Below are 24,051 nucleotides of genomic sequence, written 5' to 3' on the forward strand. Positions count from 1 at the left end.
TTCTACTGAATAATGTTAATGGTTTGTATCGCAATAAACTGTTTAAATGTTGATCTTACTAATCATTTCTTCGATATTTTCCTTTACTTCTTCAATCCGGTTCATTTTATTATTCCAGCATTCCTGGCTTAAGTCGACTGGGTATTCCTCTGGCATCGTAGTACGCTTGTACTCATCCCAGAGTAGTTCTAGATTTTCATTTAAATACGTGCGAATTTCCTGTAAAGTCGGAACCTCATACACAAGCTTTCCATTATCAAAAATCGTATGCTGCAATTCTCTTGCTTCAAAATTCGTAACAAATTTACTAATAAATGTATGAACCGGGTGAAACATTTTTATTCGTTTTTCATTTTGTGGGTCTTCGTGCTCAAGTGTAATATAGTCACCTTCAGATTTTAGACTGTTCTTATTGATTATTCTATACACGCGCTTTAATCCAGGTGTCGAAACCTTTTCAGGATTACCACTTATTTTTATAGTGTCTACCATATCCCCATTTTTATCTTCAACTGACACAAGTTTATAGACCGCACCTAATGCCGGTTGGTCATAGGCAGTAATCAGTTTTGTTCCGATACCCCATGAGTCAATTTTCGCCCCTTGGGATTTTAAGTTAATAATCGTATGTTCATCAAGATCATTCGAGGCTACTATTTTGGCGTCTTTAAAACCTGCTTCGTCAAGCATTTTTCGCGCTTCTTTCGATAAATAGGACAGGTCACCACTATCTAAGCGAATTCCAATGAAATTAATCTTGTCTCCTTCTTCCTTCGCAACTTTAATTGCATTTGGAACACCAGATTTCAATGTATCATATGTATCCACGAGAAACACGCAATCTTTGTGGGTTTTTGCATAATGTTTAAACGCTTGATACTCGTCCCGATAGGCTTGCACTAACGAATGAGCATGTGTTCCAGAAATCGGAATATCAAATAATTTGCCAGCCCGAACATTTGAGGTTGAATCAAATCCAGCAATGTAAGCAGCCCGCGTTCCCCAAATCGCCGCATCCATTTCTTGTGCACGTCTTGTACCGAATTCCATAGCGGTCTGGTCTCCAACGACTTGCTTAATACGGGAGGCCTTAGTCGCAATTAGGGTTTGGTAATTGATAATATTTAAAATTGGAGTTTCTAGTAAGACGACCTCACAAATTGGTCCCTCAATACGAAGCAGAGGTTCATTTGCAAAAACGACTTCACCTTCCTTCATTGATCGAAGGGTTCCAGTAAATCTAAGATCTTTAAGGTAATCTAGAAAGTCTTCCTTGTATCCTTCATCCCTTAAATACTCAATATCCGTTTCACTAAATGAAAAGTTTTCAAGAAAGTGGATAACCCTCTCAAGTCCTGCATAAACCGCATACCCATTACCAAATGGTAGTTTTCTAAAATTCAACTCAAACACAGCTCTTCTATTATGTAAGCCTTCGCGCCAATAAATCTCTGCCATGTTTATTTGATATAAATCTGTATGTAGTGCAATGCTGTCATCGTTATAATGTTTATTCATTCAAAATTACCTCCAATAAATAACGCGCGATGTGTCATTAACGAACTTCTGCGCCGATTGAATCTTTGAAATGTCCAAGTGCCCACTCATGACCAGCTTGGTTAAAGCTTGCTACTGCTGAACTGTGGATGACAATTTTAAATCCACGGTTATATGCATCAACAGCAGTATGAAGGACACAAATATCGGTACAAACACCAACTATATGAACTTCGGTAATTCCACGTTCACGTAACTTAATCTCGAGATCTGTGCCAGCAAATGCAGAATATCTTGTTTTATCCATCCAATATACGTTCGAATTTGCTTGTTGTTCATTGAACACTCTTTGTAAATCCCCATAAAGCAATCTTCCTGATGTATCTTCTATATTATGAGGTGGGAATAAATTAGTTTCAGGATGTAGTTCATCGCCTTCTTTATGCAGGTCGATAGCAAATACAACAAAATCCCCATCTGAGATAAACTCCTCAGTGATGCGAACAATTTCTTTTTCAATTTCTTGGCCTGGTTCCCCACAAGTCAATGCTCCATCACTTGCAACAAAATCATTTGTATAATCTACATTTAATAATGCTTTTTTCATAATATTTCCTCCTCTTTAATATGTGATTTTCATATCAAAACATAAGTATAATTCAGGCTGGTGTTAACATTAGTGAAAATTATATTAGGATATAACGTTTATTTTATATGAATTTTGTTTATTTTTGAATAGAATTGCATTTTTTTGTTGAATCTTAAGAATGCATTATGGATGTGGAGTTGGATAAATGTATAAAACAATTACGGAACAAGACTGGGTATACGAGTATATAAGCAATAAAACAACCCCGCTTCCAGTGGTACTTGGAACAAAAGGTACATGGACTGGAAACAGAAAGCCGATGATTATTTTAATAGGATTTACAATGGTAGATGTTTTAGTCCTAGGAGATATCTATGGAGTTTCTCATCATCCAGTAAGGAAAATGAAAAGTCAAGACATCACCTATTATGCCATAAATATTATTGATAAAAAGAAGGTAAAAGAGATTATCGAAGAATGGAACGAAGAGTAAAAAAAGAACCCCAAACGTAAATGGGGTCCAACTGGTTTTATTCTTCGTCTAATTCCTCATCAAAGATTTCGTCAAAGGCAGCGGACACTTTGTCAAATTCTTCATCACTTTCAATAGCTGAAAAATCTCCTTCTTCATCAATCTTTAGAAAGAAAATATCGATATCGTCCTCAGTATCCTCTTCTAAATCCTCAAGAAAACTAACAGCTGCATATTCAGTCCCTTCAATCGTTACGACACCAAGTACCTCTACATTTTGCTCTTCACCAGTTTCATCACTGATTGAAAAAACTTCTCCGACTTTTACCTTTTCCAAAATTTTTTCCTCCCCAAACGAGTTATGTACTATTCTATCTTTCCAGCGTACACTTAAAAACATACCTTGTACACATTAATATTTAACGATTAGTAAACAATAATCCTGTGAATGTTTTACTTTCACAAAAAATCAATGTGGAGGGATATACATTGAATATTCTAATTCGCTTATTCCCAGAGTTGTTTTATACGTTCGTTAAACTTTCACTATTCATGAGAAGACTAATTTCTAGATTTCAGTATTTGTTACGAATCCGAGCTCTTGCGTAGAAAGGATATTCAATTCGTATGGTTCAATTCTCATTGATGTTTAAAAAGGTAAGCACATTGTAGCTTGCCTTTTTCTTTCACTTATTGGCTGAAAATAGAAAATGTAGAACCTAAATTTATATAAGCTTTGTTATAAATGAAGACCCCATTTTCCAATTGAGAAAATGGGGCCATTCCTTTTTAGTTAATAAATTTTTCTTTTTGCTGCCAATATTCTTTACGAAGGTGTACTTTTTGAATTTTTCCAGAAGCTGTTTTCGGTAACTCGGTTTTAAAAACTATCTTTGTTGGTGCTTTAAAATGTGCGAGACGGCTACGTGAGAATGCAATTAGCTCCTCCTCTGTTACATCATGTCCCTCACGTTTAACTACGATCGCCTGAGGTGTCTCCCCCCATTTCTCATGCGGAATCGAAATGACCGCAACCTCTAAAACAGAAGGATGATCGTATAATGCGCTTTCAACCTCGATCGATGAGATGTTTTCCCCACCACTAATAATAATGTCTTTTTTACGGTCTGCGATCTCAATATTTCCATTTGCGTCTATTATCGCCATATCACCTGTATGATAATATCCATTGCGAATGACTTCGTCTGTACCCTCTTTATTATTTAAATAGCCTTCCATTACTGTGTTACTACGGACAATAACTTCCCCAATTTCTTTTCCATCCTGGGCTACATCTTCACCAAATTCATTGACAACACGTACCTCTGCCCCAATAAATTCATATCCGGCTTTTGCTTTTAAGCGATACTTTTCTTCTTTCGGAACATCATCCTGTGAATCACGTATTATAGAGGTCGTAACAAGTGGAGCAGCCTCGGTCATACCATATACTTGGATAAATTCCCACTGAAGCTCCTCTTCAACACGTTTTACGAATGCCGGTGGAGGAGCAGAACCAGCGATAACAATTCGAATATCTTGTTCTTGTTTTATAGTTCTACTTGATGACGCATATTGCAATAATGTATTCAGAACAGTTGGTGCCATATGCATAACTGTAACTTTATACGAATCTATTTTTCTGAAAATCTCCTCAGGTTTTACCTTTCGTAAGCAAACCTGTGTGGCTCCATTTGCCGTGTAATAAAAAGGAGAGCCCCACCCATTGACATGAAACATTGGTAAAATATGAAGTAGTGTATCACGGTCTGATACGCGAAGATGATGCATGGTTGTTAGTGCATGGAGGTAATTACTACGATGTGAGATCATAACACCCTTTGGTTTTCCGGTTGTTCCACTTGTATATAAAAGTGTCGCAATGTCTTTTTCATCCATCTCAGGGCGATCGATTGGTGCTTTTTCAAAACGTGCAAGCCATTCCTCATAAGAAATCGTCCATTCTGTGTCATCCTTTTGACCGTGGACAATGATTTTTTCAACTGTTTTTAAGTTTTCACGAATCGGGATAATATGTCCTACAAGTTCATAGTCTACAAACAAAACCTTTGTTTCACTGTGGTTCAATATGTACTCATAATCTGATGGGATTAACCTTGTGTTCAACGGTACAATAATGGCACCGATTTGAAATACACCATAAAAGCCTTCAAACATTTCAGATGAATTTGGTGCTAAATAAGCGACACGGTCGCCTTTTTTAACCCCAAGATGACTTAATCCGTTTGAAAGCTGAATCACTCTCTCGTTTACTTCTGCATAAGTAAAGCTTTTGTCATCATCAATTAACGCCGTTTTTTCTCCATAAAGTTTTACAGCTCTATCCAAAAATTGAGATAAAAGTAAAGGTACGTACAATCTGTTTTCCCCCTTTAGTAAGTATAAACAAACCGTGTAAACACTTACATTATAAGGAATATTCGTAAAATTATCAAACTATTTCAGAATAAAAAACACCTACTTTGAAAGGATTTACCTGCAAAGTAGATGTTTCAATTTAAAATCCAATTCTTGTCCAATCGAATAATGAGCCAGGGTCTGTTTTTCTTCCGGGAGCATATTCATCATGGCCGATTACATGGCGTCTGTCACGTAAAATAGATGGATTTCTTTTCAAAATATTATCAACTAATAACTGCAATGATTGATATTGTGCATCTGTATAACCTGCGAGAGTAGGGTCGATTTGATTATAGATGTCTTCATCTACAATCGCTGTCATCTCTTCTTTTGTTCCTATTGCAATAAGCTCAATCCCAATCGAATATTGATTCAATTTATTTTCGTATTCAGGAAAATCAGGCAAACTTCCTTTGCCTGCATGATATGCCACCCGATCTTCAGAAACAAGACTATAAATTTCTCCATCGCGGTCAATCAGATAATGTACCGATATGCCGTATTCCTTAAATATTGAATAGACATCATCTACATTGTATGGATCTTTAGGTTTAAGTGCCGCATTGCTAATATAATGGATCATTAGATGTGTAATTTCATTTGTGCGTTTTTCGGAAATGTCGAGAGGTAATGATTTATTAATAGTAGGAATGATCTCTTCTGTAGCCACTTCTACCTCAGTATTCTCAACTTTTATTTCCTTTGCTTGTGCTGAACAGCCGAACAATAGACTTGTAAGTATGCAGCCAATACAAATTCTCTTCCATTCCATATTCCCAAATCTCCTGTATACTTCTTTTTCCTAGATTTTGTAGGTTATTTCACCTATATGTTTCCAATTTCTTTTCTTATAAACGATTCCACGATATTAATTATACATTTTAATCCCTAGGATGTCAGTCTAAAGTAGGAGATTACTCCGCATTAACAGGCAGTAATACCCCCCAACTCAATACTTTAGTGAAAACGAAGAAGTTTAGGTGTGGAATAACTGCCCGTAAAAGCCCGAATAAAGGAACAAAGACTAAGAACGCCACGTCCTATGGCCAGTCTTTGTGATACACAATCATATTGGCCCAACTAACAATCAGTAGGGGATGGAGTAAACCCCTACTGATTGATGTTTCACTTTATAATTCAAATTCCCATTCGTCCTTCAAAACTAAATAAAGGACTAATAGTTCATTTTCTAATTGTTCATATGTTTTTCCTGCGACAGCAATTCCTGCCTTAGGTAACAAAATATCTGCAATTTGTTTCGTCCTTCTGTCCTTTACATCTTCTTTCAATTGTAAAAAACGATTGCAATAAATTTGCAGGAGCTTCCACTCCTTGTTTCCGAATGACTTTAATGCCCATTGATCGATTGTAGTCGATTCTTTTCCAAGTCCGCGTCTTTGAATTTCCTTTTCAAGTGGACTTTCTTTTTTATGATTTTTTGCTCGCCTTTCATGTATGACAATTGTACCTGCAACTAAGTCACCAATTCGCTTATGTTTAGAATGAAAGAAGATCATGATGATCCCTATAAAATAGGATGCTGGTAAGGAATCAATGATACGCAGAAAATTGCGGATAAAGCTTGATAACAATGTAATACTATGTCCGTTTTCTTGAATTACACGTATGCCTACAACTTTTTTCCCAATCGTCTTGCCTCCAGCAAAAAATTCAAGTAGAAAAAAATAACCCCAGTTCAATATGAACAACAAAATTATTGCAATGGCCACTGGACCAGAAAAAAATGTTTCTTCTAGAAGCCAAAAATCGGAGGCTCCATGTAAAATAAGCAATAAAGTAAGTAAAATTAGAAAACTGGCAATTGACAATATTAATGTATCAAGTAGGAAAGCAGCAGCCCGGCTTCCTACCCCTGCTAACTGAAATTGGATGGAAACAAACTCAGGTGTTTTAATATTAGTTTGTTCTTGATTCAAAAGGATCCCCCTTTGTTGTTTTTTACATAAGTAGTTTCTATTTTTCTCTAAAATTACTATAATAAGGTTATTGCGTACTCAAGAGGTGAAAGCACATGAACATGAAACAATTTGTCAAACAGCACCGAGACGAGTGGAAACAACTTGAGCAACTCATTTCCACTTTACATAAGCGTAGAAAACACATAAGCAGCAGCGAAATTAACGAGTTTCATAGATTGTACCAAAAATGCGCCGCGCATCTTTCTTATAGCCAAACCTATTTCCCAAATGAAGAGATTACTCCTTATTTAAATGGTCTTGTCTCGAAGGCTCATAATCTTCTCTACAAGGATCAGGTATCAAGTTTTCAACAAATCCGTTATTTCTTTAGTACGAAATTTATCGGACTATTGCTTGAACAATGGAAATTTGTAGTTGTAGCGATGATCTTGTTTACTCTAGGTGGTGTCGGTAGTTTTTTTTCAGTCCTAGAGGATCCCCTCCATATGTTTTCAATTTTACCAGCAGAAATTGCTCAGGGTGTTGATCCAGACTATTTAGGTAGTCAAGATGGTGCAGTTGATTCATCCCTAATGTCAGCAAGCATAATGACAAACAATATTCAAGTTGCCATTCTTGCATTTGCAAGTGGAATAACCTTTGGACTTTTAACGGTTTATGTTTTAATTTACAATGGTATCATTGTAGGTGCATTAGCAGGTTTGTTCTGGCATTATGGCAAGTCTTATGATTTTTGGGCATACATTGTCCCACACGGCATGATAGAGCTCACAGCTATATTTATAGCAGGTGGTGCTGGCCTGTTAATGGGCTACAAACTGCTCGTTCCTGGTCCGTACACAAGAGTTTATCAGCTAAAGATTCAGGCGAAACGCTCTGTACAACTTCTTTTAGGTACGATTCCTTTATTTATCATTGCCGGTATCATCGAAGGCTTTATCACACCTGCTACAATTTCGCTTGAAGCAAAATATGCAGTTGCATTCATTACAGTTATCGGATTAATCCTCTACATCGTGACTGGAAAACTATTTTTAGTAAAAAAAGAAGCTACAGTAAATTCCGATTCATAATGTCAATATAATAGGAGACCGCTGTAGCAGCTAATTTATCCTCTTTGGCCTCAACCATCATGAGGCCTTGGTTTTCCCATTTTCGCTTTCCCCTCTTTTTCACAAGCATTTGTTGCTGTGCAATACTTTTTAGCATCGTTGTTTGAACATTAGTCGGCTGCCCATTAATCCTCTGATTTAATGTGGCATCCTCTACCCCAATCATTAGAAAATAATGCCGCTGCCGTAGTTTTCGTAAATAAATCAACGCACTTTCTTCCCGTACAAATGTGTGCACATCACTAAACATTAAAAGCAAACTACGCTTCTTTTGCACAGTTTCTAAATAAGATAAAACAGCGCCATAATTGGATTCAACCGCATCTACCTTCAGATTATAAATAGCATGTAAAATCGTTTGAAGATGCGAAATCCCTTTCCCAGCTGGGACAAAAACCTTTACATCCGTTGAAAAAGCTAGAATAGATACATAGTCTCCGTTTTGAAGGGCCGCAGTGGCAACAGTAAGAGCGGATTCAATCGATCTTTCAAGACGATTCCCCTTATCCAACTCAACTCCCATCATTCGGCCGCAATCAAGTAAAATCGTAATATACTTTCCATGCTCTGGTTCGTATTCATTCGTCATGACTTCATGGAGCTTCGCAGTTTGTCTCCAGTTGATTGTACGAGGATCATCACCAACAACATAGCTCCTTATTTTTGAAAACTCACCAGTACCTGTTTGTTGTTTGCGGATTTTTACACCTTCATACAATAAAAATTTCTGCGCATTCTCAAGGTATTGCCTTGATTCCGAGAGATCGGGTATAACTTTTACTTGGTTATTAACGGTAAAAGTGATTTGTTTTTCCCACAAGCCAAGTAAGCTCTTGTATCGGAAATATAGCTTGTTAATTTGATAATCACCGCGTTCCATTGCTTCTGTTTCATAAGTAATTCGTGTAGTAGTTTCACCAGAAATCTTTCCTATGATAGGAAAGTCTTGTGTAAAAGAAGCAGGAATACCATCTACTAATCGATACGAAAGACCGAATGTAGAATTGTTAGTTATTTCAATCTCAATTGGTGTTGAAAGTCCTCTCTCCATTTCAGGCTGAAATTTGCGCGTTGCAGATAAATGCTTTCTTCTTGGCGAAAAGAACAAATCAACTAAACTACCAAAAATAACAAATAGATTAAGACCAATGATGATTCCCCATGAGATTTCGAATGAAGACAACACCAAAAATCCGATTGAAAGTAAAAATAAAACTAAAATCAACCGTGTTGTTGGAAGAATACCTCTATCTAGGAACAGGAACCGATCCCACAAGCTCTTCAATGATTTCGTCAATGGTGATTCCCTCCAATTCTGCGTGTGGAGATAACTGAATTCGATGCCGTAACGCAGGCTTAGAAACCAGTTTTACATCATCTGGAGTTACATAATCTCGGCCAGCCAGATAAGCCCAAGCCTGTGCTGCTTTCGCAATTGAGATGGCCGCCCTTGTACTTGCTCCAAATCGAATGGTTTCAGATTCCCTGGTTTTCCGAACAATTTGCATGATGTAATCTAGAACACCGTCACCTAATGTAACTTTTTCTATTTCCTTTCGAATGGATAAAAAGGAGTTTAAATCAAGTACAATTGTTGAATTTTGATTATAAAAAGTTTGTTCCACTACTTGTTTGACGACATTTTTTTCTTCATCAAAAGCCGGGAAATCAATTTGAAGTTTAAATAAAAAGCGATCCTGTTGCGCCTCTGGTAAGCGATACGTACCCTCAAATTCAATTGGATTCTGTGTAGCAACAACAAAGAATACCTCAGGTAGCATATATGTCTCACCTTGAATCGTCACCTGTTTTTCCTCCATTGCTTCTAACAATGCTGCTTGGGTTTTTGCAGGTGTACGGTTAATTTCATCGGCTAATAGGATATTTGTAAAAACAGGTCCTTTTAATGTTTCAAAACTGCCTTCCTTCATGTTGTAAACCATACTTCCTGTGATGTCACTTGGTAAAAGGTCTGGGGTAAACTGGATACGATTAAAATCCCCTCCAAGTAAGGCAGCAAGAGTACGTACCATTTGTGTTTTTCCTGTTCCTGGAACACCTTCAATTAAGACATGCCCACCAGCTAAAATGGCAGAAAGTAAAAGTCGTAAATTTTTATTCTGCCCTAAGATTCGTTGTTCGTATTTCTCAAGTAAGGATGCAAGTTCTGGTCTCATCCTTTCACCACCTCTTTTCGTAATTCATCTATTCTCTTTGACCATAACAAATAATCGTGTTTTGACAGTTTTTCAGTTTTTAAGACCTTTGTAAGGTCACTTAAGTATCGCTTAATTTCATTTTCTTTCTTACCAGACCATCGTTGAACAAGTTTACTCGTAAGGTCCGTCCAATCTCGATGAAAAGGAATACCCCATTTTTCTTGTAAGAGTTGTTTCACATAATCTGCCTGAATATTTAATGATTCATGGTAGTGACGACCCCTTAAATACCATGCACTTAAAGCACGGATACCTTCGTCACTAAATCGAACTGTTTCCTCCCGGGGTACAATAACTGGTCCAAACCGTTTTCCTTTGTACCAAAGCCAAAGTAGAACGATTAGTCCGCCTTGTAAAAGCAAAACCAAAAACCAGCCTGGGTATAAGGTTGTGACTGTTGAAGCATTTTTCGTTCCATGTACATATTCATCAAAATAATAAACGGATGCTTCTTTATCCTCAATTAACGATAATACAAGTGTGACATGATCATAGTTTGATAGATTGCCATTCATCATCCACTCTGGTGAAATTGTTGTAATCAGTTCACCGTCTCCAATTTTTCGGCTGATTGCAATTACGCCTGCTTCATCCTCAAGAAGCACATTTTCTTTTTCATTTGGAATGATTCTGTTTGTAGCCTGTAAAAATACATTAAATTCTTTCCCGGCTTTGTCTTGAATGGTAATCGCTTCATCAAGAAAAGGGTCTATATCTGCAGGTAGTGTTTTAATATCGAACATCCCTCGAGGATTTTCTTTAAACAAAATGATTTTATTTCCTGCCTCCATAAAATCAAGATAGCCCTTCACTTCTTCCTGTTCTGGCGTGAAATAAGGCTCTACCATAATTAAAACTTGATTCGCTTCTTGTTTAGTTAGAAGATTGGGTGAATGTGACCACCTTTTAACTTTATGTTCATCATTTAAATATGTATAAATCGCTTTTACACCAGTTGGAGAAGGAGAATCAGACACATAATGTGGATACTCTTTTGGGTTGTATGATTCAATAAAATACGTAACAAAGAGTAGGAGCGCGATAAGCCCAATTAAGGTAATCCATACTTTACGGTTTTGCATGTTGCTTCTCCTTTCCTCCTTCTGAGTGATCTAGCAAGACAAAAGCTTTTCTGCGAAATTGATTGTATTCTACTCTATCAATCTCATATTCTCCATATGCAACCTCATCAAACACTAATGCTAAATCATAAAACTCATCGGCCCAGGATTGCTTCACTCTGCGAAGCTCATCATAATACTCCCAATTTGTTTTCCATAATTTAGCCTCCAGCCATTCCTTTTCATGAAAATACAGGAGCAGTGCTAAGAATAGATGTCTTGTAGCAGGTGAATAATGCTGATTTTCTTCATGCTTTAGTGCCTCATGTAAATGCCTATGATATGTCCAGCTTAATTCCTCAGATGAATGAAGAGGTTTATGTTTACTTAAGCCTACGATTCTCCTTTTATTTCGAACAAGTAAAAAGACCGCTATACCTAATAGTAGGAGGGCTCCAAGAATGATTAGGACTAACACCACATCAGCTGTACTGCTTCCCGACTCAATTGCAGGGAATAAACTTTCTATAAAATCAGCCAGCCATTCTTTTACTTGATCCCACCATTCCTGAAAAACATTCCTTGACTCATCATAATAAATTCGATATTCTTTACCATTCAGAATTTCTTCAATCCGGTCACGTGCATCATTCATTTGTCCCATTAGTTATCACCACTTATCTTGGTTCATTGAACCCCTCAATCATTTCATCCAAATCTTCTGCATCATGTCGAATCCTTGCGTCAAGGTACATCACACCGTAACCTACTGCAAATAGTAGAGTTGTAAAAATGGTTGTGAAGTTTACAATTAAAGTGAGTAAAACACTATTTCCTAAAAAGATAGCGAATGTGGTCTCAACAGCAAAACTAATCGCACTGATAATTAAAAAGAAAACAATATATAGACCAAATAGGACCCAGCCTCGCTTTTTTGATAGATGCCAGCTTCTTGAAAATCCAGGAGATTCATAGTCTAGTACTACCGAACCGAAATAAAAACCCCAACGCGTCAGTAAATAACCTAATCCAATAAATAACCCCAACCCTAATAGAATTGCGAAAAGGATGCCAATGAACGGATTCGCAACGGCACCATAAATACCGATTGGTACCAATATTAAGAAAAAAACAATGAGGAACCCAAATACAATAAGACCAAACAAAATATTGCTTCCAAGCATTGCCCAAAATCGTGTAAAAGCTTTTTTAATCACCGAACTAATTGTATATTCTTCATTCTTTCGGATATGATTTAATGCAATTAGAATTGCAGCTTCAGCAACAGGAAATAAAACCAGACCTACAAGGCCGATTAAAGACGTTCCTAATAATGCGCCCCAACCCATATCTTCGGCAACGACTGTCTCATCAAAGCTATTAGTGATTTGGGATATCCAGTCTTCACCAGGACCAACTTCTCTGAAAAAGCTTGTTCCTGATGCCAATAATATTAGCGCCTCGAGTATGTATACAGGTCCCATAAAAATAAGTAAAATCGTAAAAAAATCCCGAAATCGTTTTTTGCTCAAACTAAATGTGTGGTCAAGGATTTCTCCAAACCCCTTTGGCCGTGAAAATTTTGTGTTCAATCTGTCATCCCCCTGAAATTTGTTGAGATCAAATGCGCCTTGGCGTATTTGCGTCCAGATTTTTTCGAGCTTGCTCGAAAAGTTTCCTTTGAAAATCTGTGGCATCCGCCGGAGGCTTTAACTTTATCCAGCACCTCTGCTTGATAAAGTTAATTGATGCTAATATCGCTTATTTTAACATTATTCTGGAAGTTTTTCTGTATTATTTTAGAAATATTTTCTAGTTAGTAGGAGGTGAAAATGTAAAGCCTGACCCATTGAAGGAATCAGACTGTAACCTTTTATTATGTAAACTACTATTATTTAATGGCACCTTTTATATCATACAAATTCAAATCGATTTCTAGCGATTTTCCCAATGCAAGCTTCGCTAATTCACTACCTAAAAATGGTCCAACAGTTAAGCCTGAGGCTCCGAGTCCATTTGCAACAGAAATGTTGTCATAACCAGGAATTACACCAATAACTGGTAGAAAGTCCGGAGTAAAAGGTCGAAAACCAACTCTTGTTTCTAAAACCGTTCCTTCCGATAAACCAGGAGCTATTTTAAGAGCTTTATCGAAGATTTCATAAAGTCCGCCTGCGGTTACTCGATAATCTATTCCTTTATCATTTTCATGTGTTGCACCAACAACGACTCTTCCTCCATCAAAGGCTAAAATGTATTGGTCATTTGGTGGAATTACAACTGGCCAACTGTCTGTGTTTGTATTTTCAAGGTCTAAGTGAACAATTTGGGCTTTCTGAGAGGACACTTGAAAATCGATACCTATTGGCTTAAGTAATTCATTTGCCCATACTCCAGCTGTTACGATGATTTTATCCGCTTTTAAAACTTCATTCTCTATCTTAACACCAATAACTTTGCCACCCTCTTTTACTAAAGAAGCACTCCCTCTTTGTTCACGCGCACCATGTAGTAAGGCCGCACGAATCAATGCATTGCGGAGCTCTCGGCCATTTACTCTAGCAGCACCACTAATATGTACAGCTGAAAATTCTTCAGATAATGATGGAAACAATCTTTTAGTTTCTTTAGAATTTAGTCGTGTAATTTCTCCAATTTCCGGAGCATTTTCCCGACGCAAATGTGCTCGTTCTTCCATTTTATCAAGCTTATTTTGATCGAAATGAAGACTAATCGCTCCCACCTTTTTATAACCAGTATTAGTCTCGCCCAATGCCTCAAGCTCGCTTATTAATATTGAATAATATTTTGCACCTGCTTTTGCTAAATTGTACCACGCTTTATTTCGACGTTGAGAAAGCCATGGACAGACAATCCCCGCTGCAGCGTCAGTAGCTTGACCAAGATCTTGTCGGTCAACAATTGTTACTTGCGCTCCTGCTTTAGCAAGATGATAGGCCGTCGACGCACCAAGAATACCAGACCCAATTACAAGATAGGTTGTCATGTTTTCAAAATCCCTTCTATGTATGTACTATATGTAGTTAATTTTACTAAAAAAGTACTTTCGAAACATCTTTTTGTCGAAATTTGTATATTTTCTGTTTTTTAATACAGGATATACATAACGCTGTAAAATTCAGGAAATAGAAACACATAGAATCCAGCGCTATCAATATGAAAGGAGGGCATACGAATGGCAAACAAAAACAAAAATAAAAATAACCAGCCTCAAACAGGAGCAAATAGTATGGACACGGAATTTGGTGCGGAGCAAGGCATGAGTAAAAAAGCAAGGAAAAAAGCTGCTCGCGAAAAGCGTAAAAACAAATAATATTTAAGTAACGAATTTTCGTACCGGTACATATTTGACCTGTTCCTATGATTGAATTTTTGGAACGGGTTTTTTCTTTTTGTCTCCTCTTGGTTATTGGACAACTGCGGGTGCCCGTATACTGTTTTAAGGGGTGATTTTATTGAAACAACTAGAAGTTCAAATGATATTATTTGTCGGAGTAACTTTGGTTCATGAATATTGGCTTCATTGGGGACTTCCTAGAGTTTATTTTTGGGATGTGAGGCATTCACATCTTAAAAAAATTGAAGAGGATGCAGATGAAAAAATCGCATAAAAAAAAGGGATAACTATGTTACCCCTATTCCTTAACCTTTAATAATCGTAAGCTATTTAATGTGACAAGCAGTGTAGCACCCATATCAGCAAAAATCGCTATCCAAAGTGTAAGCCAGCCTGGAACAACCAATAGTAATGCTAAAGCTTTTATTCCTAATGAAAAAGTGATGTTTTGTTTAATAATCGATAGTGCTTTACGACTTAATTTGATCGTATACGGCAATTTTCGAAGATCATCGGACATCAAAGCAATATCAGCCGTTTCAAGTGCGGTATCAGTTCCGGCTCCACCCATTGCAACACCGACTGTCGCAGCAGCTAGTGCAGGTGCATCATTAACTCCATCTCCTACCATCGCAACGTTTTGGTGATTTGTTTGAAGCTCTTTAATAGAAATTAGTTTGTCTTCTGGAAGTAAATCAGCTTTAATTTCAGTAACACCAACTTCTTTTCCAATTGCGTTAGCTGTAAGCTGATTATCACCGGTGAGCATGATTGTTTTTTCAATACCAACATCATGTAATTTGCGAATGACCTCTTTTGATGATTCTCTTACTTTATCAGCAACAGCGATAAGTAAAAGGATTTTCTCGTCTGTTCCAAGAATCATAACTGTTTTACCCTGTCTTTGTAATTCACTAATTTGCTCTTGCTTGTCTTTTAAATTGCCTTTGTGTACTTCTTCAAATAAAGCCGGACTACCTACATAGTATACATCTTCATTAATTTTAGCTTTCAAGCCTCTGCCTGTAATAGATTGAAAATCCTCTATCATTATATCCTTATAAGGGAGACCCTCAGCTTTTTTTAAAATAGCTGATGCAAGCGGATGCTGTGACCCCTTTTCAATTGCTGCGGCAATCGTCAGCCACTCATGTTCATTTTCATCATTTGATATGATGTCAGTGACTTCGGGAATGCCCTTTGTTAACGTGCCTGTTTTGTCAAAAGCAATTACTTTAAGTGCTCCCGCTTCCTCGAGGTAAATACCACCTTTGATCAGTACACCGTGTCGTGCTGCATTTCCGATTGCAGTGACAACTGCAACTGGAGTCGATACAACTAAAGCGCATGGACAACCTACGACAAGTGCAGCCAACCCTTGATATATCCATTCGTTCCAACTTGCTCCAAAAAACAAGGGAGGAATAACAGCAATTAAAACAGCTAGTACTATGATTGCTGGTGTATAGTATTTTGCGAATTTATCAACAAACGCCTGTGAAGGTGCACGCTCAGCTTGTGCTTCTTCGACTAGATGAATGATTTTTGCAATTGTCGTGTCTTCCACACGTTTCGTTACTCTTACTTCAAGAAGTCCTTCTTCATTCAATGTTCCAGCAAAAACCTCATCATCAATGGTTTTACTAACTGGAACACTTTCACCAGTTATCGAGGCCTGATTAACGGCAGAGATCCCTTTAATAACGATTCCATCCATCGCAAGCTTTTGTCCTGGCTTAACAATCATGATGTCTCCGATTTGAATATCTTCAACATGGATCAACATTTCATCCATACCACGTCGAATCAATGCTTCATTTGGTGCAATATCCATCAAAGATTCGATCGATTTTCGTGCTTTGTCCATCGAATAACGTTCCAAAGCTTCGCTAATTGCGAATAAAATCACAACAGTTGCCCCTTCGCCCCATTCTCCAATTAAGGCAGCACCGATAATGGCTATGGTCATGAGAGTGTTCATATCAAAATTGAAACGAATCAGGTTCTTAAATCCTTTTTGAAATAGCGAATAGCCACCGATGATTATTGCTACAGCATAACCAATTGTCGAAGAGATATGCCCTTCTCCATATTGCTCTCCTAATAACCAACTTACAATTAGTAACACTGCTGATGTATAAACTTTAATATTTTGTTTTTGCTTCCAAAATGGTAATAGTGGTGCTGCTTTTTCATGTTCATCTCGAAGCATTAAATTTTCAAAGGCACCTGCTTTTTCGAGTTCTTCAATTGTTGTGTTTCCTGTTACTGTTATTTTTGAAGCGCCAAAGTTTACATTAGCATCAATAACACCATCCAGGTGTTTTACGTTCGTTTCGAACGTTTTTGCACAGCCTGCTCAGGAAAAGCCTTGAACTCGGTAGGTCTTTGTAGCTTGTTCAGACATAATTCTTCACCTCTTCTTTATGAGCGAGGGCAATTTTTAATAATTGTCTAATATGATCATCATCTAATGAATAAAAGACCAATTTCCCTTCTTTTCTATATTTTACAATCCCCTGTTTATGAAGTGTCCGAAGATGGTGAGAAGCATTTGCAACTGTAATACTAATCACATTTGCTATGTCGCATACACATAATTCTTCATCCTTAGTTAAAGAAAAAGCGATTTTGGCCCTGTTTTCATCCGCTATAGCTTTGAACAATTGGGCTACGCTTAGAATATCAACTGTTTCTAACTCACTCTGTATCCGATTTACCTTCTCTTCGTCATAACAATAAATTTCACAGGTATCCTTTTTAGACATTTAAATCCCCTCATTAAAATATTCATTTGAATAAAGTATATATCTTAATTATCAGACATTCAAGTGAGTATTTGAATAATGGGCACAATCAAAAATATATTCAGTTATGCCATGTTTTGGTTAATGTCTCTCGAAAGAGTTGATTAAGTTGAGGTGTTGGATTCGTTATGTCGGACTCTAGATTCGATACATATTGCTCCAAATATTGAATTTCTGTTTCAATAAATTTGTCTATGTCTCTAATTTGTTTCGTAAGCTTTTGGCCAGATGACTTCATTTTTATCAATTGTTCGATACTTCGTTTTAGATCGTTAGTAGGCAAAACATTACTGATTAAATCATTCAAATCAAGGCTTATCATTTTGTGGTGATTTACAATGGATTTTGCCATTAATAATGGTCTAATAACGTTTAAATATGTTTTTAGATGTGGTTCTTTTTCTTGAATGGTTTTGAAATTTCCCCTAGCCACTTTCACATATTGGTAGATACTTGGAATAGGTGAAAAGATGCTATGCTCAATTTGTTTCATTTTATTGATAAATAAATTATCTTCATAATAGATAATATTTGAATGCAACCATTCCAAAAGAGCTGGATTTGATTTGCGAAATAATCGTAGTGCCTTTGTAAGCTCCCAACCACTCATATCGACTACAGGGTTAACAGGAATAAGAATTTTATCGTGTTTTGGAATTTCAAGCACGTCCCGTTTTTGATCAATTGAAAGGTACCATTCGGTTTTATGGATATAGATAAAACGAACATCATAATCGCTTTCATCGGATGCAATACCCCAGGTTCGGCTTCCTGCTTCACATGCGTAGAGAATTTTGACTTCGTATTCCATTTGAATTTGGTTAAGAATTTTTAAGATATGACTTTTCATTGAGATACCCCTTTTTTACATAAGAAAAGGAGATGTGTTTGTCATCTCCCTTTACCTTTTAGTATTCTCTTATTACGAATACATAAAACGCAACATCACATTGGCTGCAAGTCTACTTGTGATATCACGAATATCTTTAGACGGGTCGATTTCAACTAGATCCATCGCTTTCACTTTTGGATGTTTTGTTGATTCCGAGATACTTGAAAGAAGCTCCCTTGATGTCAAACCACCAGGTCCAATCGCTGGACAGCCTGGTGCAAAGGCTTGATCCACAACGTCCATATCTACAGAAAGATAGATAAAATCAACCTTTTGCGCTAATCGATCCACTTCTTTTTGAATGATGGGAACAATTCCGATACGGTCCACATCATTCATGGTATACACTGTGACTCCTTTGTTCTTCACATAATCGTGGTATACTCTGGCATTCGTAAAATCCCGAATTCCAATTTGGGTAAGGTCTTCCCCATTTAAAAAGCCACCCTCAAGTAGACTTCGAAAAGGAGTTCCGTTCGTTCTTCCACCATCCTCTAAATTTCGTACATCATGATGGGCATCCCATTGAATGACACCAATTCTACCGTAGTACTCCTGAAATGCACGAATCGAAGGATAACTCACTCCATGATCTCCGCCAAGCATGATATGTCTTTTGCAAGCATTTGTTTGCAGCATTTCTTTAACACTAATGTATAATCGGTCAGTGGTTTCTACAAGGTTTGTCGGATGGGTGTGAACATCACCAAAATCTAACATCGTAGTGTTCTTGTAATCAAGGTTCTTTTCCCCTGAATAAGTGGTATACGCGTTCAGTGCGCCTCGAATCGTTTTTGGTGCGTCAGCTGCAAATGATGATGAGATAGATGACTTGGATGCAGGAAGACCGATGATTCCGATGTCAGCCTTGGCTCCTTTTTGATATGAATTCATACATTCTGTTACTTTTGTTACAAATTGATCTTTAAAATTAGCTGGTTGACCTGGTGTGAGAAAACGAAAATCAGACATAGTCGCTGCTCCCCCAAACCTTTGTTCCTTTAACGTAGACACTGTTTGTATGATTTACGCCAAAATGGTATGGGAGGTACATATAATTTGGAATATCCCATAGGACAAAATTGGCGTCCAGACCGATCGTTATTGTTCCTGCTTCTCCACCTTTACCGATTGCAAAGGCTGCGTTTACGGTTACTGCATTCCAAATTTCTTCCGGTGTCATTTTTAGTTTTAGAGCTGCGAGGGACATGATAAGCTGTAAATTTTCAGTTACGCAGCTGCCTGGGTTAAAGTCGGTTGCAAGAGCTACAGCAACACCTTCATCAATCATTTTTCTGGCGCGCGCATAGGAATCCTTGCCAAGATAGAATGTCGTCCCAGGCAGTAAGACAGCAACTGTTTCTCCTTCAGAAAGCATGTTAATTGCTTCATCTGATGCAGCGACTAGGTGGTCTACACTCGTTGCACCAAGTTCTACAGCAAGTTCAGTTCCTCCTAAAGAATCAATTTCATCTCCGTGAATTTTTAGGCCGAATCCCTTTTCCTTTGCTTTTTGTAAAAAGTATTCTGATTGCTTTGTCGTGAAAACACCTGTTTCGCAAAAAATATCAGCAAATTCCGCAAGTTTTTTTTCCTTAACAGTGTCGAGAAGCTGAACCATCTCTTCCAAGAATTCATCTTCTTTCCCCTTGTAGGATGTAGGAATGGCATGTGGTCCTAAGAATGTCGATACAATTGAAATTGGGTAATTTTCTTTTAGTCTGTTAACAACTTTAAGTTGTTTTAATTCCGTTTCGGGATCTAAACCATATCCGCTTTTTGCCTCCATAGTTGTCACTCCGTATGAAATGATGCGTTTTAGATGGAAGGTAGCCTTTTCATATAGTTCTTCCTCAGTTGCTTTTTTTGTCGCCTCAACGGTTGATAAAATGCCCCCACCTGTTGCAAGGATTTCAAGATATGGCACGCCTGCTTGCTTTAGGGCGAGCTCTTTTTCACGGGAGCCACCGAAGACTAGATGGGTATGCGGGTCGACTAAACCTGGTGATACAACTTTTTGCTTGGCATCCAAACTATTTTTCGTTTGAATGTGGTTCGCTTCTTCATTTGTGCCAATCCAGGCTATTTTTCCAGAATGAACTGCAAATGCCACATTTTTTTTGACAGTAAGCTCCTTCATTTCTCCGCCTTTAAGGGGTTTAATAGTTTCTTTTGGTAAGATCAATTCCCCTATATTGTGAACAAGTAAATCATATTGCATGATAGTGCTCCTTTCTCGCTAGATTGATAGTGTTATAACATCGGTATATCGACACCTTTTTCCTTTGCCACTTCAATTGCTTTTTCATAACCGGCATCCGCATGGCGAACAATACCCATGCCCGGGTCAGTGGTAAGGACTCGACGTAGGCGTTCCTCAGCTAAAACTGTTCCATCAGCAACTACAACCATTCCGGCGTGTAGTGAATAACCCATACCTACACCGCCACCATGATGTATTGAAATCCATGATCCACCTGCAGCAACATTGATCAAAGCGTTTAAAATTGCCCAGTCACCCACTGCATCACTACCATCCTTCATGCTTTCCGTTTCTCGGTTTGGTGAAGCAACAGAACCGCAGTCTAAGTGGTCTCGACCAATTACAATGGGTGCTTTCAATTCACCTTTTCGGACCAATTCATTAATGGCGAGCCCCATTTTCACCCGTTCCCCATAGCCGAGCCAGCAGATTCGAGCTGGTAGTCCCTGGAACTCTACCTTTTCCTGAGCCATATCAATCCAGCGAAGTAATGCATCGTTTTCTGGAAACAATTCCTTGATGAGTGCATCTGTTCGATAAATGTCTTGTGGGTCTCCAGATAACGCTGCCCATCGGAAAGGTCCTTTACCTTCACAGAATAATGGACGAATGTAAGCAGGGACAAAGCCTGGAAAATCAAATGCATGTTCGACACCTTCGTCTTTTGCAACTTGGCGAATATTGTTTCCATAATCAAAAGTCACTGTTCCTCTACGTTGGAATTCTAGCATTGCCCGTACATGCTTTGCCATTGCCATCGTTGACAATTCAACATATTTTTTCGGATCATTAGCTCGTAATTGAATTGCTTCTTCGATTGAATAGCCTTCTGGCACATAACCATTTAACGGGTCGTGCGCGGAGGTTTGATCAGTCATCACATCAATTTGTATATTCCGATATAAAAGTTCATGGTGCACTTCGGCAGCATTTCCAATCAATCCAATCGATAAGGCATCTCCATTGTGTTTCGCTTCCCATGCCCACTTAATTGCTTCATCAATTGAGTTTGTCATTCTATCACAATATTTTGTATCAATACGTTTTTGAATACGGGATTTATCAACATCAACCGCAATACAAACGCCGCCATTCATGGTAACAGCAAGTGTCTGTGCACCGCCCATGCCACCCAATCCAGCGGTAAGGGTAATTGTTCCCTTTAATGAACTACCAAAATGCTGGCGCGCAACTTCAGCAAACGTTTCATAGGTTCCTTGTAAAATTCCTTGGGAACCAATGTAGATCCAGCTTCCAGCTGTCATTTGGCCATACATCATTAAGCCTTTTTTATCAAGTTCGTGGAAATGCTCCCAATTTGCCCATTTCGGAACGAGAACAGAATTCGAAAGCAATACACGTGGTGCGCACTTGTGGGTCTTAAACACTGCGACTGGTTTTCCAGACTGAATTAACATTGTTTCGTCATTTTCTAAACGACGGAGGGTAGATACAATTGCATCAAATGCCTCCCAATTTCTTGCAGCTTTTCCTATCCCGCCATACACAACCAACTCTTCTGGTTTCTCTGCAACGCCCGTATCTAAATTGTTATACAACATTCGTAATGCGGCTTCCTGCTCCCAGCCTTTACATTCAAGCTCCAATCCTTTTTTTACATGAACGACACGATTTTGAGTTGACATAATTTATTCCCCTTTTCTATAATCAAATTCGCCTCGGCGTATTTGCGTCCGATTTTTTTAGGCCCACACGATGTGGGTCACAAAGACGTTGCCACAGGATGTGGCGTTCTTAGTCTTTGATCTTACGCTCGAAAAACTTCCTTTGAAAAATCGTGGCTTCCGCCGGAGGCTTTAACTTTATTTAGTTAAGGTTTGAACCCCCACTCACTGCATTGCTCCAACCATTTAAAAGTAAAAAGACTTCTGCTGAATAAAGTTAATTTCCGATTGGTTCTAGATTGGCTGTCCACACTAGTTTATTTTTTTTAAGCCATTCTGTTACCCTTTCAATATCTTCAGCAAACACTCGGTCTTCAGTAATCGACGGAACAATTTTTCTTGCTTCCAGAAAAAACGCATGTGTAGCTGGTGCCATTCTGTGAGTGCCACGGTATTCAACTGCTTGCAGTGCACAAATACATTCAATCGCTAAAACTCGTCGTACATTTTGTATAATTTGATAGGCATGACGGGAGCCGATTGTCCCCATACTCACATGGTCCTCTTGGTTAGCAGATGAAGGGATTGAATCGACACTTGCTGGGTGCGCGAGTGTTTTATTTTCTGATACGAGCGATGCTGCAACATATTGCATGATCATTGCACCCGATTGTAAACCAGGCTGAGCACTTAAAAACGGCGGTAAATCATTTAGCTGAGGGTTAACTAGTCTTTCAACTCGACGCTCGGAAATGCTTGCAAACTCAGCAACTGCTATTTTCATAAAATCCATTGCAATTGCGATTGGCTGACCATGAAAGTTCCCCCCTGAAATAACCAAATTCCCATCTTCAAAAATTAAAGGATTATCAGTAGCAGCATTCATCTCAATTTCTAGTTTTTCTTTTACATAATCTAACGCCTGCCATGAAGCACCGTGCACTTGTGGAATGCAACGTAAGGAGTAGGCATCCTGCACCCGCTTTTCACCTTGTCTAGTAATCAATTGACTCCCTGATAGAATGTCACGAATTCTTTTTGCTACATCCATTTGCTGTTGGTAACCACGTGCCTCATGGATAGCTGGATGGAAGGCATCAATGATTCCTTCAAGACCTTCAAGTGTGAGGCTAGCGATCATTTCACTTTGTAGGGCAAGTTGTGAAGCTTCTAACCAATTGACTACACCCATTGCAGTCATTGCTTGGGTCCCATTGATTAGTGCAAGACCTTCTTTTGCCTGCAAGTCAACTGGCAGAATTCCCTCTAATTCAAAAACTTCTCGGGTCGGCAAAACACTCCCCTTGTAATGCACTTTTCCTTCACCAAGTAGAACAAGAGCTAAATGTGAAAGTGGCGCTAAATCTCCGGATGCACCAAGTGAACCCTGCTGTGGTATAACCGGATGTATTTTCATATTTATTAAAGTTACTAGTCTTTCCACTATAACCGGACGAATCCCAGAAAAACCTTTCAATAGTGCATTCAACCGTAGTAAAACCATTGCTCGTGATACAACTTCAGGGAATGGTTCACCTACACCACAAGCATGGGAGCGAATTAAATTGAGCTGTAAATCATTTACATCTTCATCGGCAATGATGACATCACTAAATTTACCGAAGCCTGTATTAATTCCGTATATCGTCCTTTTATCAGCCACAATTTTTTCAACTGCTTTGCGGCTTTGTTCTACTTTTCGAAGTGATTCCTCGCTTATTGTTACTTGTTCATAGTCATAACAAATCTGTCTGACATGTTCTAAAGTTAACGACTGACCTGTTAACTCAACCAT

Annotated in this window: 23 protein-coding genes; 4 read left to right on the forward strand and 19 right to left on the reverse strand. The window is 38.2% G+C overall.

What is annotated here, in order from left to right; all coding sequences use genetic code 11:
- Window positions 1-42: 42 nt before the first annotated feature.
- Both V7097_RS15025 and V7097_RS15030 read right to left on the reverse strand, forming a co-directional pair.
- Window positions 43-1,518, reverse strand: a complete 1,476-nt coding sequence (locus tag V7097_RS15025) for a nicotinate phosphoribosyltransferase (protein WP_335704441.1) — start codon at window positions 1,516-1,518, stop codon at window positions 43-45.
- A 37-nt stretch (window positions 1,519-1,555) separates the two neighbouring features.
- Window positions 1,556-2,104, reverse strand: coding sequence for a cysteine hydrolase family protein (locus tag V7097_RS15030; protein ID WP_335704442.1), 549 nt, complete (start codon window positions 2,102-2,104; stop codon window positions 1,556-1,558).
- Window positions 2,105-2,291: 187 nt separating this feature from the next.
- On the opposite strand from V7097_RS15030, the gene V7097_RS15035 reads away from it, so the two are divergent.
- Window positions 2,292-2,579 (forward strand): hypothetical protein, encoded by a 288-nt coding sequence (locus tag V7097_RS15035; RefSeq protein WP_335704443.1) that lies wholly within the window; start codon window positions 2,292-2,294, stop codon window positions 2,577-2,579.
- A gap of 37 nt (window positions 2,580-2,616) precedes the next feature.
- Here the strand turns inward: V7097_RS15035 and V7097_RS15040 are convergent, their stop codons facing one another.
- The 4 genes from V7097_RS15040 to V7097_RS15055 all read right to left on the reverse strand — a co-directional run bounded on the left by V7097_RS15040 (window position 2,617) and on the right by V7097_RS15055 (window position 6,916).
- The gene (locus V7097_RS15040) at window positions 2,617-2,895 is read right to left on the reverse strand and encodes a DUF1292 domain-containing protein (protein ID WP_335704444.1); all 279 of its coding nucleotides are present in this window, start codon (window positions 2,893-2,895) and stop codon (window positions 2,617-2,619) included.
- A gap of 452 nt (window positions 2,896-3,347) precedes the next feature.
- Window positions 3,348-4,937, reverse strand: coding sequence for a long-chain-fatty-acid--CoA ligase (locus V7097_RS15045; RefSeq protein ID WP_335704445.1), 1,590 nt, complete (start codon window positions 4,935-4,937; stop codon window positions 3,348-3,350).
- A 139-nt stretch (window positions 4,938-5,076) separates the two neighbouring features.
- Entirely contained in the window at window positions 5,077-5,751 is a 675-nt protein-coding gene (locus tag V7097_RS15050) for an N-acetylmuramoyl-L-alanine amidase (RefSeq protein ID WP_335704446.1), read from the reverse strand.
- Window positions 5,752-6,109: 358 nt separating this feature from the next.
- The gene (locus tag V7097_RS15055) at window positions 6,110-6,916 is read right to left on the reverse strand and encodes an RDD family protein (RefSeq protein ID WP_335704447.1); all 807 of its coding nucleotides are present in this window, start codon (window positions 6,914-6,916) and stop codon (window positions 6,110-6,112) included.
- Window positions 6,917-7,011: 95 nt separating this feature from the next.
- On the opposite strand from V7097_RS15055, the gene V7097_RS15060 reads away from it, so the two are divergent.
- Window positions 7,012-7,992, forward strand: a complete 981-nt coding sequence (locus tag V7097_RS15060; protein ID WP_335704448.1) for a stage II sporulation protein M — start codon at window positions 7,012-7,014, stop codon at window positions 7,990-7,992.
- On the opposite strand, the gene V7097_RS15065 is transcribed toward V7097_RS15060, so the two are convergent.
- From V7097_RS15065 to V7097_RS15090, 6 genes are all read right to left on the reverse strand, one after another.
- On the reverse strand, window positions 7,970-9,328 hold the full coding sequence (locus tag V7097_RS15065; protein WP_335704449.1) for a DUF58 domain-containing protein: 1,359 nt from the start codon (window positions 9,326-9,328) through the stop codon (window positions 7,970-7,972). The genes V7097_RS15060 and V7097_RS15065 overlap by 23 nt on opposite strands.
- Window positions 9,279-10,208, reverse strand: coding sequence for an AAA family ATPase (locus V7097_RS15070; protein WP_335704450.1), 930 nt, complete (start codon window positions 10,206-10,208; stop codon window positions 9,279-9,281). The genes V7097_RS15065 and V7097_RS15070 overlap by 50 nt, the downstream gene beginning before the upstream one ends.
- Window positions 10,205-11,332 (reverse strand): DUF4350 domain-containing protein, encoded by a 1,128-nt coding sequence (locus V7097_RS15075; protein WP_335704451.1) that lies wholly within the window; start codon window positions 11,330-11,332, stop codon window positions 10,205-10,207. The genes V7097_RS15070 and V7097_RS15075 overlap by 4 nt, the downstream gene beginning before the upstream one ends.
- Window positions 11,319-11,975 (reverse strand): DUF4129 domain-containing protein, encoded by a 657-nt coding sequence (locus V7097_RS15080; RefSeq protein ID WP_335704452.1) that lies wholly within the window; start codon window positions 11,973-11,975, stop codon window positions 11,319-11,321. The genes V7097_RS15075 and V7097_RS15080 overlap by 14 nt, the downstream gene beginning before the upstream one ends.
- Window positions 11,976-11,988: 13 nt before the next feature.
- A complete protein-coding gene (locus V7097_RS15085) occupies window positions 11,989-12,903 on the reverse strand; it encodes a hypothetical protein (protein ID WP_335704453.1) in 915 nt (304 codons plus the stop codon).
- A gap of 299 nt (window positions 12,904-13,202) precedes the next feature.
- On the reverse strand, window positions 13,203-14,318 hold the full coding sequence (locus tag V7097_RS15090; RefSeq protein ID WP_335704454.1) for an NAD(P)/FAD-dependent oxidoreductase: 1,116 nt from the start codon (window positions 14,316-14,318) through the stop codon (window positions 13,203-13,205).
- Window positions 14,319-14,507: 189 nt separating this feature from the next.
- Between V7097_RS15090 and V7097_RS15095 the strand changes: the two genes are divergently transcribed.
- Both V7097_RS15095 and V7097_RS15100 read left to right on the forward strand, forming a co-directional pair.
- Entirely contained in the window at window positions 14,508-14,645 is a 138-nt protein-coding gene (locus V7097_RS15095; protein ID WP_335704455.1) for a hypothetical protein, read from the forward strand.
- Between the two features lie 142 nt (window positions 14,646-14,787).
- Window positions 14,788-14,943, forward strand: a complete 156-nt coding sequence (locus V7097_RS15100; RefSeq protein ID WP_335704456.1) for a hypothetical protein — start codon at window positions 14,788-14,790, stop codon at window positions 14,941-14,943.
- 24 nt (window positions 14,944-14,967) lie between these two features.
- On the opposite strand, the gene V7097_RS15105 is transcribed toward V7097_RS15100, so the two are convergent.
- From V7097_RS15105 to hutH, 7 genes are all read right to left on the reverse strand, one after another.
- Window positions 14,968-17,076, reverse strand: a complete 2,109-nt coding sequence (locus V7097_RS15105) for a heavy metal translocating P-type ATPase (RefSeq protein ID WP_335704457.1) — start codon at window positions 17,074-17,076, stop codon at window positions 14,968-14,970.
- On the reverse strand, window positions 17,069-17,437 hold the full coding sequence (locus V7097_RS15110; protein WP_335704458.1) for an ArsR/SmtB family transcription factor: 369 nt from the start codon (window positions 17,435-17,437) through the stop codon (window positions 17,069-17,071). The genes V7097_RS15105 and V7097_RS15110 overlap by 8 nt, the downstream gene beginning before the upstream one ends.
- Before the next feature lie 100 nt (window positions 17,438-17,537).
- On the reverse strand, window positions 17,538-18,326 hold the full coding sequence (locus V7097_RS15115; protein ID WP_335704459.1) for a nucleotidyltransferase domain-containing protein: 789 nt from the start codon (window positions 18,324-18,326) through the stop codon (window positions 17,538-17,540).
- Between the two features lie 72 nt (window positions 18,327-18,398).
- Complete coding sequence (gene hutG / locus V7097_RS15120; protein WP_335704460.1) at window positions 18,399-19,340, reverse strand: formimidoylglutamase; 942 nt, start codon at window positions 19,338-19,340, stop codon at window positions 18,399-18,401.
- Entirely contained in the window at window positions 19,333-20,589 is a 1,257-nt protein-coding gene (hutI, locus tag V7097_RS15125) for an imidazolonepropionase (protein WP_335704461.1), read from the reverse strand. Before hutI ends, hutG begins: the two co-directional genes overlap by 8 nt.
- 32 nt (window positions 20,590-20,621) lie before the next feature.
- Complete coding sequence (hutU, locus tag V7097_RS15130) at window positions 20,622-22,277, reverse strand: urocanate hydratase (protein ID WP_335704462.1); 1,656 nt, start codon at window positions 22,275-22,277, stop codon at window positions 20,622-20,624.
- Between the two features lie 256 nt (window positions 22,278-22,533).
- Window positions 22,534-24,051 (reverse strand): histidine ammonia-lyase, encoded by a 1,518-nt coding sequence (gene hutH / locus V7097_RS15135; RefSeq protein ID WP_335704463.1) that lies wholly within the window; start codon window positions 24,049-24,051, stop codon window positions 22,534-22,536.

The sequence above is a fragment of the Bacillus sp. JJ1562 genome, assembly GCF_036962705.1.
In the GTDB taxonomy this organism is placed as follows: domain Bacteria; phylum Bacillota; class Bacilli; order Bacillales; family Bacillaceae_L; genus Ferdinandcohnia.

What these genes read in the sequence shown, in the direction of transcription:
- V7097_RS15115 (WP_335704459.1), bottom strand. Translation starts at nt 18,326, where the DNA reads ATGAAAAGTCATATCTTAAAAATTCTTAACCAAATTCAAATGGAATAC.
- V7097_RS15060 (WP_335704448.1), top strand. Translation starts at nt 7,012, where the DNA reads ATGAACATGAAACAATTTGTCAAACAGCACCGAGACGAGTGGAAACAA.
- V7097_RS15035 (WP_335704443.1), top strand. Translation starts at nt 2,292, where the DNA reads ATGTATAAAACAATTACGGAACAAGACTGGGTATACGAGTATATAAGC.
- V7097_RS15070 (WP_335704450.1), bottom strand. Translation starts at nt 10,208, where the DNA reads ATGAGACCAGAACTTGCATCCTTACTTGAGAAATACGAACAACGAATC.
- V7097_RS15110 (WP_335704458.1), bottom strand. Translation starts at nt 17,437, where the DNA reads ATGTCTAAAAAGGATACCTGTGAAATTTATTGTTATGACGAAGAGAAG.
- hutU (WP_335704462.1), bottom strand. Translation starts at nt 22,277, where the DNA reads ATGTCAACTCAAAATCGTGTCGTTCATGTAAAAAAAGGATTGGAGCTT.
- V7097_RS15075 (WP_335704451.1), bottom strand. Translation starts at nt 11,332, where the DNA reads ATGCAAAACCGTAAAGTATGGATTACCTTAATTGGGCTTATCGCGCTC.
- hutI (WP_335704461.1), bottom strand. Translation starts at nt 20,589, where the DNA reads ATGCAATATGATTTACTTGTTCACAATATAGGGGAATTGATCTTACCA.
- hutH (WP_335704463.1), bottom strand. Translation starts at nt 24,051, where the DNA reads ATGGTTGAGTTAACAGGTCAGTCGTTAACTTTAGAACATGTCAGACAG.
- V7097_RS15095 (WP_335704455.1), top strand. Translation starts at nt 14,508, where the DNA reads ATGGCAAACAAAAACAAAAATAAAAATAACCAGCCTCAAACAGGAGCA.
- V7097_RS15050 (WP_335704446.1), bottom strand. Translation starts at nt 5,751, where the DNA reads ATGGAATGGAAGAGAATTTGTATTGGCTGCATACTTACAAGTCTATTG.
- V7097_RS15030 (WP_335704442.1), bottom strand. Translation starts at nt 2,104, where the DNA reads ATGAAAAAAGCATTATTAAATGTAGATTATACAAATGATTTTGTTGCA.
- hutG (WP_335704460.1), bottom strand. Translation starts at nt 19,340, where the DNA reads ATGTCTGATTTTCGTTTTCTCACACCAGGTCAACCAGCTAATTTTAAA.
- V7097_RS15080 (WP_335704452.1), bottom strand. Translation starts at nt 11,975, where the DNA reads ATGGGACAAATGAATGATGCACGTGACCGGATTGAAGAAATTCTGAAT.
- V7097_RS15090 (WP_335704454.1), bottom strand. Translation starts at nt 14,318, where the DNA reads ATGACAACCTATCTTGTAATTGGGTCTGGTATTCTTGGTGCGTCGACG.
- V7097_RS15025 (WP_335704441.1), bottom strand. Translation starts at nt 1,518, where the DNA reads ATGAATAAACATTATAACGATGACAGCATTGCACTACATACAGATTTA.